The sequence below is a fragment of the Streptococcus equinus genome, from assembly GCF_049393805.1.
Taxonomy (GTDB): Bacteria; Bacillota; Bacilli; order Lactobacillales; family Streptococcaceae; genus Streptococcus; species Streptococcus equinus.
On sequence record NZ_CP185763.1, the window covers coordinates 353,750 to 373,173 of the forward strand.

Here is a 19,424-nt window from a genome sequence, read left to right on the forward strand (position 1 = left end):
AGTTTGGCTGGAGAAAAATGAAAATGGTTCGACGAAGTCGGCTCGGGGTTGCTCCCCCGAGAATGTCATTTTACGTAAGCCTTTGCGCAGACAAAAAAATCGGCGCCGATAGGCGACCGTCAAAGAAAGGAGTTCTTTTTTGGATATAAAAGTCAGCTTGGATAATATTACAATGACAGCTTATGTTAAAACAAATAGGCTTCATTTGCTAAAAAAATTGGTTGAAAACCACGTTGCAATCATTGTGACTACTGCTATGACTGATTTATTTAATGCTTCTACCAAGGCTGAAGGCCATGTTATCCTCAAAATAGATTATGACAAAAGAAAAGGACAGGCCTTTCACGCTCGTCCATTTCGCTTGGAGTTCAACCCTAATAAACTCCGTCCAATTGATAAAAAAATCATTGAGACCATTATACCATGCCTTGAGGATATTTCAATATCACGTGCCGACTTAGCATTTGATTTATTTGAGGTAGATTGTAGCGAATTTATTTTAGAGAAAAAAGGCAGACCAACTGCAACAAAAGAATTTAGATCTAATCTAGGAAAACTTGAAACAAAGTATCTTGGTGCTTCTCGCTCAGAAAAACAAATTAGGCTATATAATAAAAAAATTGAGCAACTAGAAAATGGAACCCCCGCAGAAAAAGAATTTGCAAAACATTTTTCCCACTGGTGGCGTTTAGAATTTCAACTTCGCAATCGTTCTGTTGAAGAAATATTTGACATTATTAATACGATTATTTTTAAACCCTTTGATTTTACTGATTTACCAGTTGAAACACAGATTTATCTTGTGGCTTATACTCGTGATAAAAATGTATGGAAAAAACTACATAGGAATACCAGAACCAAATACAAAAAAATTCTTGAAAGTTATAAAACGTCCGAAATAGACTATTTAGAACTCTTGAAAGAATTACTTAAACATGAACGTCCGAGACTTGAAAAAGAATTAGCTTATTTTGGTGGTCGAGCACCCTAAAATACTTTCAACCAAAAGGTTGAAAATACATTAATACCAATACTTTGAGAGGTTAAAAATGAGAATAAAAGACTATGCAGAGAGTCAAGGAGTAACTACTCAATCCGTATATAAGAAGATACGGTCGCCTAAATATAAAAACAGATTAAATGGTCATTTATACAGAGACAACCAAAAGGTTGAAAACCTTGATTTAATAGGCATTAAGATACTAGAAGATTATGCTTTTGAAAATGATGTCATAAAATTAGAGCATGAATTAAATAAACTCAAGAAAACAAATAAAGAAGAAAAACAAGACATGCAAATTAGGATAGATAAGTTAGCTAATAAATTAACTTCATCACTTGAAAATCGTAATAACCTTATTCAAGAAAGATACGATTTACTAGATTACATTAGGAGTTTAGAACGACAGAGGATTATCTTACTTATTGTTATCATTACGATAGTACTTAGCTTCACTCTTTTTTAAAGGAAATTGTCGGACAATGCGAATCCGTCCGACCTTTGGCACTGACTAAGTGCCTTACTCGCTTCGGCGAGTATAGTCGGAACTTCTCTTGTGGCTCGAGAGTTGTTCCGATGTCGCTACTATTTTTGGAGCGACCAGCCGTCTGCAAGACCCTTCGGAGAACGCACTTTTACGAAGTAAAGCGTAGTGCGTTACACTTTACATGGAAGTAGTGCCGATCTCTTAAGAGGAAACTAATTGTATGGTTGCTTATTCGTGGTGGCAATTTCCGCCACCACCTCGGCGACCTTTTGAGCCGAGAAAGGAGCTTTGAAATATGAGTTATATTGTAGCTAGAATGGAAAAATACAAATCTAGTCAATTAAGTGGTATTTATAATCATAATGAACGTGTTTTTAAAAATCACTCTAACAAAGATATAGATCCAAGTCGTTCTCACCTTAACTATGAACTAACCAATCGCAATAAAAATCAAACTTACCATAAACAAATAAAGGAGCATATTAATGAAAATCGCATATCTAGTCGTGGAATTCGCAAAGATGCTGTACTATGTAACGAATGGGTTATTACATCAGATAAAACATTTTTTGAGTCGCTAGACCAAGAACAAACTAAAGAATTCTTTGAGAGTGCTAAAAACTACTTTGCTGAAAAATATGGAGAAGCTAACATTGCCTATGCTAGTGTACATCTTGATGAAAGTACACCACACATGCATTTGGGAATTGTGCCAATGAAAGATGGTAAATTAAGCTCCAAAGCACTTTTTGGGAACCGAGAAAAATTAAGGGAAATTCAAGATGAACTACCCAAATACCTTAATAAACAGGGGTACCATTTACAACGAGGTGAGGCAGATAGTAAGAAAAAGCATCTAAAAACGGAAGAATTTAAAGAAAAACAAAAAATACTAAAAATGGCTGACAAAGCCATTGATAAGAAAAACAGCGAAATTGGCAATGCTAAAAGTCAATTAAATAAGCTACAAAATGATATCGATAATAAAAAACAAGCTCTTTCAGAACTTGAAAACAAAGAATGGGAAACTGTCGGAACCATTGAAAAATACGAAAAAGAAATCAAGGAACTTTCAGATTTAAAAATAGACTTAACTGAACTTGATAACTTTAACATTGATAATCTACAAAAAAATAATCTAATCAAACGAACATTTGACGGTAGGTTGAAAATGGAAAAAGTGACATTTGAAAAACTTTATCATACTGCAAAGAAAAATATGTTAGACAACTCTAAATTAAAACATAAATTAACTAAACTTCAGTCAGAGAACAATCAATTATCAAGAAGTTTATTGTCTTATCGTAATACAAGTGATGAGAATTTAATATTAAAACAGGAAAATAGGCAGTTAAAAAACAAAATTGAAAATCTAGATAATCAAATAACCTTATTAAACAAAAAGATGACTATTTGGAGAGAGAAAGCAAAAGAATTTATGCCAAAGCCCGTTTTTCAAAACACACTTTCACTTGTCAATAGCTTAAGTCCAATAGGATTAGCCAAAACAGTTATTAGACAAGTTAAAAATCTTGTCGATAAAAATAGTTAGTATCACTTTTATGCCGTGAAAGCTACTTGATAGCAAGCTATGCGATTTAGACTAAATTTGACGAGTTGTCAGACTGAAGAGCTGACAACCGACAAATTAGATAAAAATAGCATAGGTTACTTGCTGACAAGTAGATCATGGAATAAATTTTAAAAATCAAGGAGCAAATAAAATGACAAATAAAAAAGCTTTTTATTACTTTCATCACGACTTATCAAAAAAGGATAAAGGTGGCATTGATCCAATATACACTGGAAAAAATCTCTTATTTTTATTATGGTGGACTTTTATTCACACAGATTATGATAATTATGTTGATATTGAACCAGGTGTTCAGGATGATATCAATAAGTCTGTTAGGGAAACAAAAGAATTTAAAGTTTTTTATGAAAGTGAATTACAGCTTCGTTGCATAAAACAGGAACTAAAAAATTATAATATCCATTTTGCTTACGCTACTGATAAAGAATTAGAAAGATATAATGCACAATTTGGATACGAAACATCTGAAGAGCATAAAGGAAAAATGCTAATTGGAATTGCACCTACGGATGAAGAAAACTATGTCCGAGGTTATTTGAAATTCATTGAAGATCTTTCAGATGATGATACTCGTTTTGGAATATATCGCAGACTCATTAAATCTGAAAAGACCATGCTTCCAATTGAGCGAATTAATTATATAAAAAAATTGACTAAAAAGAATTTAAAATGATATATTGGTAATGAGCTAAGACTGAGTTTGTGTCGGTGACGACTCATTCAAAGAGTGCTCCTTGTGAGTACTAGGTAGAGGTGCTGCCTCCTGCCCTTGCTCAGGTAAATCCCCGATTGGGTTCTTAGCTCCTTAAAAAGGCTCCTTTTTCAAGGGGCCTTTTTTATCATATAACCAAAAAATATTTATAAACTCTTACATTCTAAACTTTATGACGCGGTAATTGACGCGCCATAAAACTTGTGATAGAATACTATTGTAAGTCAAATATGGATGTAACATTCAATTGTGATAGCTCATTTTTGAACTCTTTACCTATCCAATTATCAACAACTAATTGATAATCTGATAGGAAATCCTCTTTGGGTAATATTCCCCAACATTCATATGCTACTTTTTTAAATTCATCATTAGCATTTTCTAAAATATTTTGAATTGAATTAATATGATTGAGAAAGTTTTGGAGCGTTTGTGGAATTTTAACTCCATTTTTATTTATTTTTCCACCTGCCGAAAATACATCTCGAAGACTTTTTGAGTAGATATAGTATTTATCTATCAGATAATTTGTACACCTTGTATAATCATTTCTTTTTCTAAGAACATCTGTAGGAAATAATACAAGTAATTCTGTTATTAATTCTTTTTTTCTATCATTGGATAAATCTGAGAAATTAGTTACCTTAACTGATTCAACCTCCGAAGAAGTATACCATTTTACACCGTCAGCTTTTTCTCTCAAAATTCTTTGAGCGAAGGTAGCTTTTGACTCATTTGACATTTTTCTAAATTCATCATATTCCAATAAAGAATTAAAAACACTATCCTGCGAATCCATATTAATAATAAATCTAGGGCTGTGGGTTACCGAAATGCTACTTGTTACTTCCCAATACTTTTTATATTTGATTTCATATTGAAATACGAATTGTTTAGTTGATGGATCTTTTTTTCGACTTGCAAACATCAAATAAATATCGGAGTAATTATCTTCAGAAATACTTTCAAAAATGGAGTTCCCTGGAATTGCCCATAGTCCCCTTTGAGAGCTTTTTAATTCAAGTCCAAATTTTATTCCGTTTATAACAATGTCTACATCTGGAAAATGATGTCCGCTTATTAGATTGATAGTTACACCGCTAAATTTCTTTTCAATATCGGGAATAATAAACTCGATTAATTTTTCAAATCCATTATCATTCCCTTTGCTTTTGAAATAAATTTCTTTCCAAGTATTAGATTCAATATAATTCTTTATTGAATTTAACACTTCTTCAATTGTTACATTCATAATACTCACCTCGTTTTGAAAGGAATAGAATATGTCAAAAACTTATTACCATAATAATTTAAAAACAATCAATGCTAACAATGTTTCGACAATAAGCAAAAAAAAATTAAACGTACTTAGCCTATTCTCAGGAGCTGGAGGGATGGATTTAGGTTTCCGAGGAAACTTTGATTATTTAGGAACACATTACGAAGAAAACCCATTCTCTCTAGTGTTTTCAAATGATATTTTCAAGCAAGCTGCAGATGTTTATGAGGATAATTTTCATCACAAAGTTGAACGAAGAAGTATTTCAGAGCTTGAGTTAAAAGATATAGATGAGGACATTGAAAAAAATACCAAACAGCCAATTTCTGACATAAATATCGATGTTGTTCTGGGTGGCTTCCCTTGCCAAACCTTTAGTTATGCAGGTAAACGTGGAGGATTAAGTGACCCAAGAGGACAGTTATACTTACAAATGATTCGTGTCATCAAGCATTATAAACCAAAGATGTTTGTTGCAGAGAATGTTGATGGAATTCGTAATTCTCGAAAAAACATAGAAGGAGAAAATGTTAATCGTTCAGCCCTTGACACAATACTAGAGGATTTTGACAAGGCCGGCTACAACGTACAATATAATGTATTAAATTCTGCAGATTACGGTGTTCCTCAAACAAGAAGGAGGGTAATCATAATGGGAATTAGAAAAGACCTAGGAGATATAAATAATCAGTACTACCCTGCTAAATTATTTGATGAAACTGGTGAAACTACTGGAAACAAATGGAGAACTGCCAAAGAAGGGATTGATGATCTTTGGAACAAAATAAATACTCCAACAATCTATAACCATACTTCACGTGATATTTCAAAAGCAAAATTTTACCCAGGGAAAAAAACTCAAGGTAATAACAAAATTGATGCTAATCGACCTTCCCCAACTATTCGAGCAGAGCACCATGGAAATATAGAAGCTCACTATCGTTCTTTAGAAGGTTTTGAACCCGATGATATGAGAGGTTGGAGACGATTAAGTGTCAGAGAATGTGCTAGGCTACAATCTTTTCCAGATGACTTTATTTTTACTACTAGTGCATCAGCAGCCTATAAAGCAATTGGAAATGCTGTTCCTCCTGTAATGGCATGGAATATTGCAAGAAGTGTATACTATTCACTCCAACAGCTAGAAAAAGTTAAGTAAGTTTATCAACATTATAACATAAAAAGGAATTTCAAATTTTGAGATTCCTTTTTAATATAGTATTTTTATAAAATAAAAAACGCTCAACATAATTGAGTGAAATTTCATTGTTTTATAAGCTCCGAAACTTAATATTTTTGGTACCTTTTTGGTACCGTACACGTTTATAAATACTTAATATATATATAAATTTTTAAAATTAAAATCCGTTAAAGCCTTATTTTAAAAGGTATTTGCTAATATCATATATAATGTTTGGAAAATACGGTTTCACAAAATAATAAACCGCATTTTACTACAGAAAAAACCAACTCTATTAAGAGCTGGTTTTTTTGTTATATAAAAGACGTTAACTTGAAAGCTAACGTCTTTTAACTAATATATGCTATCCACGCTTCATCTTCTGCTAAGATGTCTTTGCTTGTATACGAACCGCGGTACTTATTCCAAACATGATTCGGGTCAGTTGTCTGTTCACTATTTGTCTGATTCTCTTCTTCAACAACGACAGGGTCATCATATGTTGTTAAACCGTACTGCTCAATTAGTGCATTTAATTTATCAGCATATGCTGTATCTGTTGCATATCGACCTGTGAGTGCTGCTGTTGCATCCTGATAAGATGTGGTATTTGATTTCCAGGTATCTGCATAAAGGTCCCAACTTAACAAATTAGCATAATCATTAAGCGAATCTGACAAGCTATTATAGGAACGAAAATCTTGGTCAACCTCGTAAGTGTAGCCACTACCATCATCTTCCCATGTCTGCATGGTCACTGAATTGCCATTGTAAGCTCCCTTAATACCAAAAAAATTATAATAAGGTTGCTGACTAAGTGCGGATTGACCACTATTTGATTCTAAAACAGCTTGTGCAATCATCACTGAAGCATAAAGATTTCGTTCTTGACCAATTTGTCGAGCTGTTTCACCAATACTTGCGATAAAATCTGCCGTTGCAGTTGGCGAAACCTCACCAGACTCAGCAATCACTGCGTGAGCAGCGTGACGAAATGTGAGATTAATCCCAAGAGTAATGCAAGTAACTAAGGTCGAACAAGCTAAAAAGAATTTCGTAACTTGTTTTTCTTTCACGTGGCCTCCTAAAATGTAAGTGCTATCTTGTTTCAATTATAACAAAGATTTCAAGGACTGACAACGTACAAAAACTCATCTCCATACAATCAAAAAAGGTCTGAATCAGATGATTCAAACCTTTTTATCTTAATGAGCAACAAGGTCTTGAGCAATTTCTTGACCTGATTTGCTTGCTGGGAAGTAAGTTGGCCAGTTATCCATTTCCTTTAGAATAGCTTTTTGGCTAGTGCTTCCCCAGAATAAGTGGAAATGCTCTGCTTTTGTTGATGAAATGTTGTGATCACTAAATTGAATGTACTTAAAGTCACCAGCATTATCATCTTTTGCTTCAAATAAGTAACGAACACCACGATTTCCTTTTTCGTATTTCAAAATTTTGTAACCTACATATTTGTAAGTGTACTTGTGTTCTTCACCGTTTTGAACGAATGTAACAGTGTTTTTCTTACCGTCAATAATGATTTTTTCAACATCAGTCTTGTAACCAGTTGTGTAATAATCTTTGACTTCTTGGGCTGTTTGTTCACCTTTTGAGGCATCTGCCTTGTATTCCCAAACCTCATCAAGCGTACCATCAAGCAGATATGGGTAAACAGATTGCCATGTTCCTGACCAATCTGTTAGTTTACGGTCAGTGACGTCTTTATCTTTAAAATAACCGTGTTGAACAGTTTTGGTATCATCTGTTTCAGCCTTGATTTCTTTACCTTTAACGTCTGTTGTCAATCGCAAAGCTTTTAAGTTATCTTTCATCACAGTGAAGTAATCTTCACCTGCTTTGATTTCTTTTGTCGTCAAACTTTCAAGCGGATTTAGCACAGCAGTTTTAACTCCAGCTTCGTCTGCTAAAGTTGCTGCAACTTTGCTTGAAGCATTTTCTTCAAAGTAAATGTATTTGATGTCGTATTTTTTGACATATTTTGTAAGGCTTGCTAGACGTTTGGCTGAAGGTTCAGATTCAGCTGATACACCAGTAATTGGAATTTGGTTCAAACCGTAATCAAGTGCTAAGTATCCAAAAGCAGCGTGCTGAGTAACAAAACTTTTTTGCTTAGCATTTGATAAAGCATCTGAATACTTTTTATCTAAATCATTAAGCTTTTCAATGTAAGCTGCACTGTTAGTTTTAAAAGTTGCAGCTTTATCAGGATATTTTGCCACAAAAGCATCACGGATATTTTCAACCAATGTGACAGCACGCTTTGGTGATAACCAGACGTGTGGGTCATACTCATGGCTATGCCCTTCATGACCTTCTTCCCCTTCTTCAGCAGTGCCAGCCATCAAAAGCATATCACCAGTAGATTTGACAACAGTCAAATCATCAGAATTAATTGATTTTTGAACTTTTTTAACCCATGTTTCCATGCTATCATCCATATAAACAAACATGTCAGCATCAGAAATCGTTGCGACATTTTTTGTAGATGGTTCAAAATCATGCGGCTCAGTTCCTGCTTTAATCAGCATCGACACATCGGCTGAATCTCCTGTGACAGCTTTGGTGAACTCATAGACAGGATAAAAAGTTGTCACAACTTTAATCTTGTCATCTGCTGCAACTTGCTTGATATGGCTAACTTGCCATGCAAACAAAAGCGCAAGTAAATTTATGAACAAAAGAAATTTCTTCTTCATGATGGCTCCTTTTCTTAACTAGTTAAGTTAATAGTTTACCAGTAAAGTATATCTGAACTTTTAGTTTTTTGCAAGCATTTTTTGCTTAAAAAATAAAAATCCCTTGAAAAACTTCAAGGGATTGAACGATTAATCGCTTACTGAGAAACGGTTTGTCATGAGATTGCTTGCATCAAAGAGAACTTTATTCAAAAGTTTTTGAGTTTCTTCTTGGATGTAATCACTCATAGCTTGGTTTTCAGCATCGAAATCGACGCTTTCACCATTTGCTAAAGCACAATCAACACGTTTGATGCGTGCATGTCCTGCTGCCATTGTTTTTTCAACATAGGCTTCAATATCACCTTCGTGTTGGTGGAAATGTGGATCAGCAATAGCAGCAATCAAGCGGTTTGCCCAGTAGAACGAATCTGTTGAAACATTTTCGCCAGTATTTGCAAAATATTCTGGTGTTGTAGAAATTTGAGTAAAGAATGGCACCATTGTTCCAAAAGGCATTGAGCCATATGCCAACCATTGGATACCTGTTGTATCGTGTGGTTGGTCTGGACGCAATTGAAGAATAGCTGTTTGGCTTGTGCGGTTGATACCGATTGTACGGAAGGTACGTTGGCTAACAGCATCACCTTCTGGTCCATATGGATCAAATTCAGTGTCTTGATAATGATTGCTCAAGACATATTTCACATCTTCGACAGTAATTTTGCGATATGGTTTTTGTGCCCATGGGATAAAGAAACTGCGTGGATCTTGTTTGATTTCTGGATTCAAGAAACGTTGCATTGCCCAAGCACGTGGAGTGTTGTAATGACGGTCTTTATCACGTTGACTACCAAAGGCATAACGAGGATTGAAATGTTCATTTGAATAAGTCAAATCCAAGTTATTATCATCGATAAAGTCACGCAAATCATTTGAACACATGTAGTCATCTGGGTTGTTAAATTCAAAGTGGTCAATTCCAAGTTGGTTAGGATTTGTCACGTAGCAATCATCTGGCACACGGCGAGCAATCCAGTGGTGACCACCGATTGTTTCCAACCACCAAATTTCATCAACGTCTGAAATAGCAACACCATTTGATTCATAAGTACCGTATTCTTCGAGAATCGCACCAAGACGTTTTACACCTTCACGCGCTGTACGGACATATGGAAGCACCAATGTCAACATATCTTCTTCACCGATACCAGATTCAACGAGCGGATCAGCACCCAAAACACGCGCATTTGTTGTGATTGTTTCTGTTTCACTCATCGCAACATTAGCTTCGTTGATACCTGCTTCACCCCAAATACCATCTTTACGCAAAGCATCAGGCACTGAAGTGTAGCGCATTGGATTATCTGGCAAATCGATTTCAAATGAAGATAAAACTGATTTATAATGACGTGGTTGATCTTCTGGATTAACCACGATAAATTGTTTCGGTGTAAAATCACCACTTTGTGAATCTTCTGTACGGGCAATCATTGTTGAACCGTCATAAGACGCTTTTTTGCCGACGAGAATTGTAGTACATGACATAGCAAATATTCCTTCTTTCTATAATTCATTTGCGATTTTATTGATTTTGCGAAGTCGGTGGTTAACGCCACTCTTCGTTAGGGTGCCCTCCAAGTGGTCAGCAATCTGCTGGATTGAGTAGTCTGGGTTCTCAACACGGATTTTTGCAACTTGCTGAAGCTCGATTGGAAGTGTTTCAAGACCAACAGTATCCATAATTTTGATGATGTTGTTGATTGTCTTCATGCTGGCTGTTACTGTCTTTGCGATATTAGCAGTCTCAGCATTATTAGCACGATTGACATCATTACGTGTCTCGCGCATAATCTTGACTTCCTCAAAAATCTCTTTACATTCCATGGCACCGATGACAATCAAGAAATCCATGATATCCTCAGCTTTTTGAAGATAGGTCACTGCACCATTTTTATGCTCAATAACCTTGGCATCAAGGATAAATTTTCGCATCAAGTTAGCCAAATCTTCGGCGTGGTCTTGATAAACAGAAAAAATCTCTAGTTGATATTTCCCTGATTCAGGGTCACGAATAGTTCCCGTTGCAAGAAAGGCTCCGCGCAAATAAGCACGTCCCTTGTCGTCATCATCTAAAATCGTTGGGGTAATCCCCATCTCAATACCAAAGAACGAGTCTGCCAACTGCAAGTCTGTCAAAATTTCTCTGACATTTTCAGCAACAAAAACGTTATAAACACGATTCTTACGGAGATTTGTCTTTTGGTGATATTTGATTTCAGGCTGAACATGATAAATGGTTTCAATCAACTCGTAAATATGACGAGCAACTTTGGCATTTTCGGTTGTGATAGACAAGGTCAAGCCTGAAGAAGTTAATCCCAAGCTTCCTGACATTTTGATAATCGCTGACAACTCGCTCTTATCAAATCGCGATAAATTCAACAATTCTTCTTTAACTTTTACTGTAAAACTCATCGCGTCTTAATCCTCACAAGGTCCATTAATTCTTGAACGACATAGTCGCCATTGTGAAAAGCTCCGCCATTTTCCAAACGAAGAAAATCTGATGAAATCACGCGCTTAACTTGCTTACGAAGCCCCGCAAAATCATGCTCAACTTGAACCAAATATTCGTCAAATTTATTGTGATCCATGTAATCTTGCGGCACTTTTTCGATGTTGACAAGAACGGTATCAATCACGTTTTCACCAAGATGTCGATTAAGCACTTCAACGTGATTAGCATCTGTGAAGTGTTCAGTTTCGCCGTACTGTGTCATGATGTTACAAACATAAGCAACCTCAGCATCCGTTTCAATCAAGGCTTGCTTGATTTCTGGAATCACTAGGTTTGGCAAAATAGATGTAAATAATGACCCAGGTCCAAGCACAATCATGTCACTATTCATAATAGCATTGACAACTTTACGACTGGCGGTTGGCTCTTCATTGTTATAAGTATTAGTAACGTAGACATGGTCAATCATGCCTTTGTAATCAGCAATATGACTTTCTCCTGCCACCTCATGACCATCTTTAAAAACAGCATGCAGTGTTAGCGGATTTTCACTGGCTGGATAAATCTTTCCTGTTACGTGGAAAAACTTTGTCAAAATCTGCATGGCATTGTAGGTAGAGCCTTCCATTTCAGCAATTCCTGAAATGATTAGATTTCCAAGTGGATGCCCTGCAAGTAGCCCATCGCCTTCAGCAAAACGATACTGAAAAACTTTTTCGTAAAACTTAGGCATGTCACTCATGGCTACTAAAACATTTCGAAGGTCTCCTGGCGGCGTCATCTGCGTTACCGAACGCAACGCCCCAGAGCTTCCGCCATCATCAGCAACCGTTACAATGGCTGTAATATCGACTTCTTCATGCCTTAAACTATTTAAAATAACAGGAATTCCTGTTCCTCCACCGATAACGGTAATTCTAGGTTTTCTCATGAACGGTTCACAGTCTCCTTGCGACGATTTTTATCACGGTGAGTTTCATTAACCACCCAATCCGCTTTAAGGTCTTCAGCCAAGCGGTGAGCAAAAGCTACGCTTCGGTGCTGACCACCTGTACAACCAACAGCAATCGTTAAAACAGATTTTCCTTCTTTTTTATAGCCAGGCAAAATTGGTTTAATCAATCCTGTCAAATGTTGGTAGAAATCTTCTGATTCTTCATGGTTCATAACATAGTCGTACACATCTTTTTCAAGACCTGTTTGATTACGAAGCTCAGGTTTGTAATATGGATTTGGCAAGAAACGCACATCAAACACCAAGTCAGCATCAAGTGGCAAACCATATTTAAAACCAAAACTCATAACCTCAATACGGAAAGATACTTGATTTTCATCACTTGAGAATTGTTCAGAAATAGTTTTACGCAATTGGCGTGGTGTCAATTCTGTCGTATCAACAACATTCTGACTCAAGTTTTTCAAAGGTGCCAAGAGTTCACGTTCTAACTTGATACCATCCAAAATACGACCATCAGCAGCTAATGGATGACTACGACGTGTTTCTTTGTAACGTGCCACCAATTCGCCATCTGTTGCATCCAAGAATAAAATCTTGAAATCAATTTTCGGATTTGAATCAATTTTATCAAGGACTGAATTAATTTCATTGAAAAAGAGACGACTGCGCATGTCAACAACAAGAGCAACACGATTATTGTCACTTGTTTTCTCAACTAATTCAATAAATTTTGGCACTAACGTTGGCGGCATATTATCAATAGTAAAATAGCCTAAATCTTCAAAGGATTGAATAGCGACTGTTTTACCAGCACCACTCATTCCTGTCACAATAACCAAATTAATTTCTTTATCAGACATTTTCTTCGCTCCCTCTCATTTTTTCAATTTGACCCATCAAACGAGCCTGCTCTTCTTGCATACTGACCAGCTGTTTTGTTAGAGAAGCAAGCATTTCCGTTTGTAATTTTTGAATTTCCAATAAATCTGATTGATCTTGCTGAACCAAGTGATCGAGCTTGGTGTGCAGTAATCGAATTCCTTCTTCTGAGACCTTATTAACATTGTAATCATTCTTTGCTTGCAAGCGATCATAATCCGATGCACGATTTTGACTCATCATAATCAGTGGCGCTTGAATCGCTGCTAGCGTTGATAAAGCAAGGTTCAATAAAATAAATGGGTACTTATCAAAAGCAATGCCAAAAGGTTTTATGACATTTAAAGCCATCCAAGCTCCCATAAAACAAATAAAGGTAATAATGAACGTCCATGAACCACCAAAACGTGCGACATCATCAGCGATTCGTTGTCCAAATGTAATCTTTCGATCCAATTGATCTTGAACATCCAGTGCCGTGTATCCTTGATGCTTAGCCGCATCACACACTGCCTCACGAACACAATCATTTTTTCGATTAGCCTTATCAATAATCTCTTCTAGAAAAAGAAGGCGAAAGTAAGTCAGATTCTTGTTGCTGATAAAAGCATCCTTTCCCAAATCAGGGTACTGTCGCTTAACAATCTCTTGTAATCTGATATCCAATGAATACAAGAAAGATCCCTCTTCAATGGGATAATAGCAATTATCAATACAATCTTGAAACAGCTTTTTTTGACTCATACAATCCTTCTTTCTGTCTGTTACATTATATCAAAAATAAAACAAAAAAGCTGATTTCTCAGCCCTTTTTCCACTAATCTTCTCGATCAATAATAACTCCCATAACAGTCAAATGACCATTACTAATCAACGTCAAAACTAAACGTGCTAGTTCTTTTGCAGGCATCGAAAAATCTGATTTTATCCACCAGAATAAGGTTCCTGAAAAGATACTTGTCAAATAAGCCACAATAAATTCTGTTGGAACTTGTTCACCAGATTCTGTGACATTTAATTTTTCTAATAAATGGTCATATTTTTCGTGCATCAAACGCCCGAAATTTTCTTGCATGACTTCTTGAGAAATACTCCTTAAGACAATTTTCGCGATTGCCGAATTTCTCTCCAAACCATGATAAAATTCTGTCAAAAGTTTTTCAGCTCTTTTAACCTTGACTCTCTCACCAGTTGCAATCTGAGCTGCATCAATCATGTCGGACATTTGCTGCAAAACTTGTTTTTGAATACCTTGTTGAAGGTCATCTTTATCAGCATAGTGAGCATAAAAGGTGGCACGATTAATCATAGCCTCATCAGCAATATCTTGTACAGTGATTTTCTCATAAGGCTTCTCACTAAGCAATTTAGCAAATGCATCAAAAATTAATTTTTCAGTTCTCAAATAGCGAATATCAGTAAATTTCACAGCGACACCTCCCGAGATAAACAACAGATTGTCGGGAATGTGTTGCTTAAACAACACAACGCCCAAAATTAGCGATTGCAATTGACAATGAGTGTTTTATAATACTATTATAACAAACACTCTGTTGAATAAGCAACAACTTGTTGTGGCATTAACACTGTGTTAGATATCGTAAGAAAGGATTGAAATAGTGTTAAAGAACAGCCGACGTAACTATATTATTCGTTGCTAGATAATATCATTTTTTAGGAATAATATTATCTATCACTTTCTAACACTTTTGGTATTTTTATGTATAAAGCAGGTATAGATGTCGGATCGACAACCGTCAAAGTTGTCATTTTCGACGAGAATTATCAGTTGTTATTTTCACGCTATGAACGTCACTTCTCAGACGTCAAAACAGCTACCATAAAAGTTTTAAACGAAGCTATCTCAGAAATTGGTGACCACAAGGTCAGTATTGCCATAACTGGTTCTGGGGGAATGGGCTTAGCAGACGTTGCTAAAATTCCATTTGTCCAAGAAGTTATCGCAGCCACTACTACCGTTGAAAAATTCATCCCACAAACTGATGTCGTCATTGAACTTGGTGGTGAAGATGCCAAGATGACTTTCTTTGGTGACACACTTGAACAACGTATGAACGGGACATGTGCCGGTGGTACAGGTGCCTTCATCGACCAAATGGCTGGGCTTTTGAAAACCGATGCCAACGGCGTCAACGAATTAGCCAAAGGCTATGAAACCATCTATCCAATTGCCAGCCGTTGTGGTGTTTTTGCCAAAACTGATGTTCAACCTTTGATTAACGAAGGTGCTAGAAAAGAAGATATTGCTGCTTCTATTTTCCAAGCCGTTGTCAACCAAACGATTGCGGGGTTAGCTTCTGGACGTAAAATCACTGGAAATATTGCCTTTCTTGGTGGACCGCTCTTCTTCATGAGTGAACTACGTCAACGTTTCATTGAAACACTTGATATCAAACCAGAAAATGTGATTTTCCCTGAAAATCCTCAACTCTTTGTGGCAATGGGAGCTGCTCTTGATGAAAATCAAGTTCAGATTACTTTGTCTGAAATCATTCAAAATCTGGAAACTAACACATCAACATCTCTTGTTCCTAAAAACACACTCGATGTTCTTTTCAAAGACCAAGCAGAACTTGATGCTTGGCGTGCTCGTCACAATGAAGCAAGTGTTGAATACAAAGACATTGCTTTTGCTTCAGGTCCACTTTTTCTCGGAATCGACGCTGGTTCAACAACTTCAAAAGTCGTTCTAACTGACCCTGATGGCGCTATTTTATTCCAACATTATGGCAATAACCAAGGACAACCTCTTGAAAATGTCATTTCAATCTTAAAAGAACTTTACCACCAACTCCCTCAAAATGCCTTTATCGCCCGTTCTTGCGTGACAGGTTACGGTGAAAATCTGATAAAAGCTGCGCTGCACGTTGATTACGGTGAAGTTGAAACCGTTGCTCACTTTAAAGCTGCCAACTACTTCAACCCAGGTGTTGATTTTATCCTTGATATTGGTGGTCAAGATATGAAAGCCATGAGTGTCCGCGATGGTGCTTTATCAAGTATCCAGCTAAACGAAGCTTGTTCTTCAGGCTGTGGCTCATTTATTGAAACATTTGCTAAATCCCTTAAATATGATGTCAAAGATTTTGCCAAAGTCGCACTTCTTGCCAAACACCCCGTTGACCTTGGTTCACGATGCACTGTTTTCATGAACTCAAAAGTTAAACAAGTTCAAAAAGAAGGTGCAACTGTTGCTGATATCTCTGCAGGCTTATCATATTCTGTCATCAAAAATGCACTTTACAAAGTTATCAAACTTAAACGTCCTGAAGATTTAGGTGAAAAAATCGTCGTTCAAGGTGGTACATTCTACAACGAAGCTGTACTTCGTGCCTTTGAACTCGTTAGTGAACGCGAAGTCGTTCGTCCAAGTATCGCTGGGCTAATGGGAGCATATGGATGTGCTATCATCGCGCAAGAAAAATATAATGACGAAATTACTGCAACTGAACCCACAGTAGAACTTGCCACTTCAGTAAAAGGAGGATTGCATGCCTGAGACATTACTTGAAAAAAATCGCACACACTCTAGTTTGATGGGGCTTGAAGAACTCGATCAATTTACCACTCAAAAAGAATTCACACGTTGTGGGATGTGTGAAAATAACTGTGCGTTAACCGTAACAATCTTTAACGACGGTTCAAAATTCGTCACTGGTAACCGTTGTGAACGCGGTGCTGAAAAAGTCACTAAAATTAAATTTGACCGTTCAAATAAAAAAGAAAATCTCGTTGATTACAAATATAAAAAGCTCTTTAAATTCAAAGCTCTTTCAAAACGAGATGCTGTACATGGTGTCATCGGTGTTCCTCGTGTGCTTAACATGTATGAAAATTACCCTCTCTGGCACACTATTTTAACCGACCTTAGTTTTCGTGTTCAAATTTCTCCAAAATCTGACAAACGCTTATTTGAAAAAGGAATTGAAACAATTCCTAGTGATACTGTCTGCTATCCTGCAAAAATGGTTCACGGTCACATTCAAAGCTTAATCGACCGTAAAGTTGATGCCATTTTCTATCCAAGTGTCATTTACGAACAAATTGAAAACAGCAAAGCACCTAATCACTACAACTGTCCAATCGTTCAAAGCTATCCAGAAGTTATCGAAAAAAATATGGACCCAATCCGCAACGGTGAAGTCAAGTATTTCCATCCATTTGTCAACCTTGCTGACCACGAATCTGTTGTGAAATCACTTGCTAAAAGCTTTAGTAGCTACGATGACATTACTGTTGATGATATTAAAAAAGCTGTCGAACACGGCTATCAAGTCATTGCTGATTTCAAAAAAGATTTACAAGATAAAGCTGATGAACTTCTTAGCCGCTTAGCGCTAAATAACGAAAAAGCTATTGTTCTTTCTGGTCGTCCATATCACCTTGACCCAGAAATCAACCACGGTATCGCAAACATCATCACGCAAGAAGGATTCCACGTGTTAACTGAAGATATGGTTTCAGGTCTTGAAGAAGTTGCTGGACTTCGTGTCGTTAACCAATGGGTTTATCACTCTCGACTCTATGCAGCTGCCAAAGTCGTCTCTAAAAACCCAAATCTTGAACTTGTCCAACTAAACAGCTTTGGTTGCGGACTTGATGCCGTAACAACTGACCAAGTTGAAGAAATCATGCGAGCTCACAACAAGCTCTACACTGTTCTAAAAATTGATGAAGGAAGCAACCTAGGTGCTATCCGTATTCGACTTCGCTCCCTCAAAGCTGCTGTTGAAGAACGTGATAAGAAAGCTAAAAAAGTAAATCTTGACCACATTTTCAACCAAGCACCACAATTTAATAGCTCTGCTGATGTTGAAGAGGTTAAAGAACCTGTCTTCACTAAAGAAATGAAGAAAAAACACACGCTTCTAATGCCAATGCTTTCTCCAATTCACCAAAACGGACTTATTGAGGAAGCCTTCAAACAAGCTGGCTATAACGTTGTGATTTTGCCTGCTATGGATAGAAAAGCTGTTGACGTTGGCCTAAAATATGTCCACAATGATGCTTGCTACCCAGCTATTATCACTATCGGTCAGCTGATTGAAGCACTTCAAAGTGGAAAATACGACCTCAACAATACCAGTGTCATGATGACACAAACTGGTGGCGGTTGCCGTGCAACTAACTACATTCCGCTATTACGTAAAGCTCTCAAAGATGCTGGTTACCCTCAAATCCCTGTCGTTTCAATTTCAATGGGAAATCAAGGTACAGAAGAAACACCAGGCTGGAACATCACGCTTCCATTTGTCAAACGCCTGCTCATCAGCGTTCTCTACGGCGACCTCTTTGAACGTGTTCTTTACCGCGTTCGTCCTTACGAAGCTGTTCCAGGCTCTGCTAATGCTCTTTATCATAAATGGCTAGAAATTGCCCGTAAAAACGTTAAATCAGGCTCATACTTCGAATTCAACCACAATATGAAACAAATCATTAAAGAATTCGATACACTTGAAACTGTTGATTTTGGACAAAAACCACGCGTTGGTGTCGTCGGAGAAATTCTCGTCAAATACGCTCCAACTGCCAACAACGATATTGTTGCTATCATTGAAAATGAAGGTGGTGAAGCCGTTGTTCCAGACCTCATCGGCTTTATGAATTACTCGCTCTTCAACCAAATTTGGAAAGCTGACGAGCTCAACATGAGTAAAAAAGCAAAAGGTTTTGCAAAACTCGGTATTGATGCCATCAACCTTCTTGAAAAACCAATGAACAAGGCTCTCGAAAAATCTGAACGCTTTGAAGGTATCGAGTCAATCTACGACATTGCAAAAGGTGCATCAAAAGTTATCTCAATCGGTAACCACACTGGTGAAGGTTGGTTCTTGACAGGTGAAATGATTGAACTGCTCAATAACGGTGTTAAAAATATTGTCTGTCTTCAACCATTTGGTTGTCTTCCAAACCACATCGTTGGTAAAGGAATGCTAAAAGAATTGCGCCGTCAATTCAAAGGTGCTAACATCTCACCAATCGATTACGACCCAGGTTCATCAGAAGTTAACCAATTGAATCGTATTCGCTTAATGATGACAACAGCTAAAAAAATGCAAAACACTGTAAATGCAAAATAAAACGAAAAAAGTTCGCT

The 19,424-nt window shown here is 36.7% G+C and carries 14 protein-coding genes and 1 pseudogene; 6 read left to right on the forward strand and 9 right to left on the reverse strand.

Features of this window, described 5'->3' with window-relative positions; all coding sequences use genetic code 11:
- Positions 1-139: 139 nt before the first annotated feature.
- The 4 genes from ACN0NP_RS01700 to ACN0NP_RS01715 all read left to right on the forward strand — a co-directional run bounded on the left by ACN0NP_RS01700 (position 140) and on the right by ACN0NP_RS01715 (position 3,754).
- Positions 140-991, forward strand: a complete 852-nt coding sequence (locus tag ACN0NP_RS01700; RefSeq protein ID WP_423217436.1) for a replication initiation protein — start codon at positions 140-142, stop codon at positions 989-991.
- 58 nt (positions 992-1,049) lie between these two features.
- On the forward strand, positions 1,050-1,466 hold the full coding sequence (locus ACN0NP_RS01705; RefSeq protein WP_423214859.1) for a hypothetical protein: 417 nt from the start codon (positions 1,050-1,052) through the stop codon (positions 1,464-1,466).
- A gap of 316 nt (positions 1,467-1,782) precedes the next feature.
- Positions 1,783-3,039 carry a MobV family relaxase gene (gene mobV, locus ACN0NP_RS01710; protein ID WP_423217437.1) on the forward strand — a complete coding sequence of 419 codons (1,257 nt, stop codon included), beginning with the start codon at positions 1,783-1,785 and terminating at the stop codon, positions 3,037-3,039.
- Between the two features lie 172 nt (positions 3,040-3,211).
- Positions 3,212-3,754 carry a hypothetical protein gene (locus ACN0NP_RS01715; RefSeq protein ID WP_423217438.1) on the forward strand — a complete coding sequence of 181 codons (543 nt, stop codon included), beginning with the start codon at positions 3,212-3,214 and terminating at the stop codon, positions 3,752-3,754.
- Positions 3,755-4,007: 253 nt separating this feature from the next.
- Here the strand turns inward: ACN0NP_RS01715 and ACN0NP_RS01720 are convergent, their stop codons facing one another.
- Entirely contained in the window at positions 4,008-5,045 is a 1,038-nt protein-coding gene (locus tag ACN0NP_RS01720) for a hypothetical protein (protein WP_423217439.1), read from the reverse strand.
- A 31-nt stretch (positions 5,046-5,076) separates the two neighbouring features.
- Between ACN0NP_RS01720 and ACN0NP_RS01725 the strand changes: the two genes are divergently transcribed.
- A complete protein-coding gene (locus ACN0NP_RS01725; RefSeq protein WP_423217440.1) occupies positions 5,077-6,231 on the forward strand; it encodes a DNA cytosine methyltransferase in 1,155 nt (384 codons plus the stop codon).
- Between the two features lie 371 nt (positions 6,232-6,602).
- Here the strand turns inward: ACN0NP_RS01725 and ACN0NP_RS01730 are convergent, their stop codons facing one another.
- From ACN0NP_RS01730 to ACN0NP_RS01765, 8 genes are all read right to left on the reverse strand, one after another.
- Complete coding sequence (locus ACN0NP_RS01730; RefSeq protein WP_021142737.1) at positions 6,603-7,328, reverse strand: glucosaminidase domain-containing protein; 726 nt, start codon at positions 7,326-7,328, stop codon at positions 6,603-6,605.
- A 129-nt stretch (positions 7,329-7,457) separates the two neighbouring features.
- Complete coding sequence (locus tag ACN0NP_RS01735) at positions 7,458-8,969, reverse strand: zinc ABC transporter substrate-binding protein AdcA (RefSeq protein ID WP_423217441.1); 1,512 nt, start codon at positions 8,967-8,969, stop codon at positions 7,458-7,460.
- A 129-nt stretch (positions 8,970-9,098) separates the two neighbouring features.
- Positions 9,099-10,496: a C69 family dipeptidase gene (locus ACN0NP_RS01740; RefSeq protein WP_423217442.1), complete on the reverse strand. Its 1,398-nt coding sequence runs from the start codon at positions 10,494-10,496 to the stop codon at positions 9,099-9,101.
- An 18-nt stretch (positions 10,497-10,514) separates the two neighbouring features.
- Entirely contained in the window at positions 10,515-11,426 is a 912-nt protein-coding gene (gene whiA, locus ACN0NP_RS01745; RefSeq protein WP_024343788.1) for a DNA-binding protein WhiA, read from the reverse strand.
- Complete coding sequence (locus ACN0NP_RS01750; protein ID WP_039691725.1) at positions 11,423-12,400, reverse strand: YvcK family protein; 978 nt, start codon at positions 12,398-12,400, stop codon at positions 11,423-11,425. The genes whiA and ACN0NP_RS01750 overlap by 4 nt, the downstream gene beginning before the upstream one ends.
- Positions 12,397-13,287, reverse strand: a complete 891-nt coding sequence (gene rapZ, locus ACN0NP_RS01755; RefSeq protein WP_021142742.1) for an RNase adapter RapZ — start codon at positions 13,285-13,287, stop codon at positions 12,397-12,399. The genes ACN0NP_RS01750 and rapZ overlap by 4 nt, the downstream gene beginning before the upstream one ends.
- On the reverse strand, positions 13,280-14,050 hold the full coding sequence (locus ACN0NP_RS01760; protein ID WP_423217443.1) for a DUF1003 domain-containing protein: 771 nt from the start codon (positions 14,048-14,050) through the stop codon (positions 13,280-13,282). Before ACN0NP_RS01760 ends, rapZ begins: the two co-directional genes overlap by 8 nt.
- A 73-nt stretch (positions 14,051-14,123) precedes the next feature.
- Positions 14,124-14,735, reverse strand: coding sequence for a TetR/AcrR family transcriptional regulator (locus ACN0NP_RS01765; protein WP_074479487.1), 612 nt, complete (start codon positions 14,733-14,735; stop codon positions 14,124-14,126).
- Positions 14,736-15,026: 291 nt separating this feature from the next.
- Here ACN0NP_RS01765 and ACN0NP_RS01770 point away from each other — a divergent pair.
- Positions 15,027-19,407, forward strand: a pseudogene (locus ACN0NP_RS01770) (acyl-CoA dehydratase activase-related protein).
- The last annotated feature ends 17 nt before the right edge of the window (positions 19,408-19,424 follow it).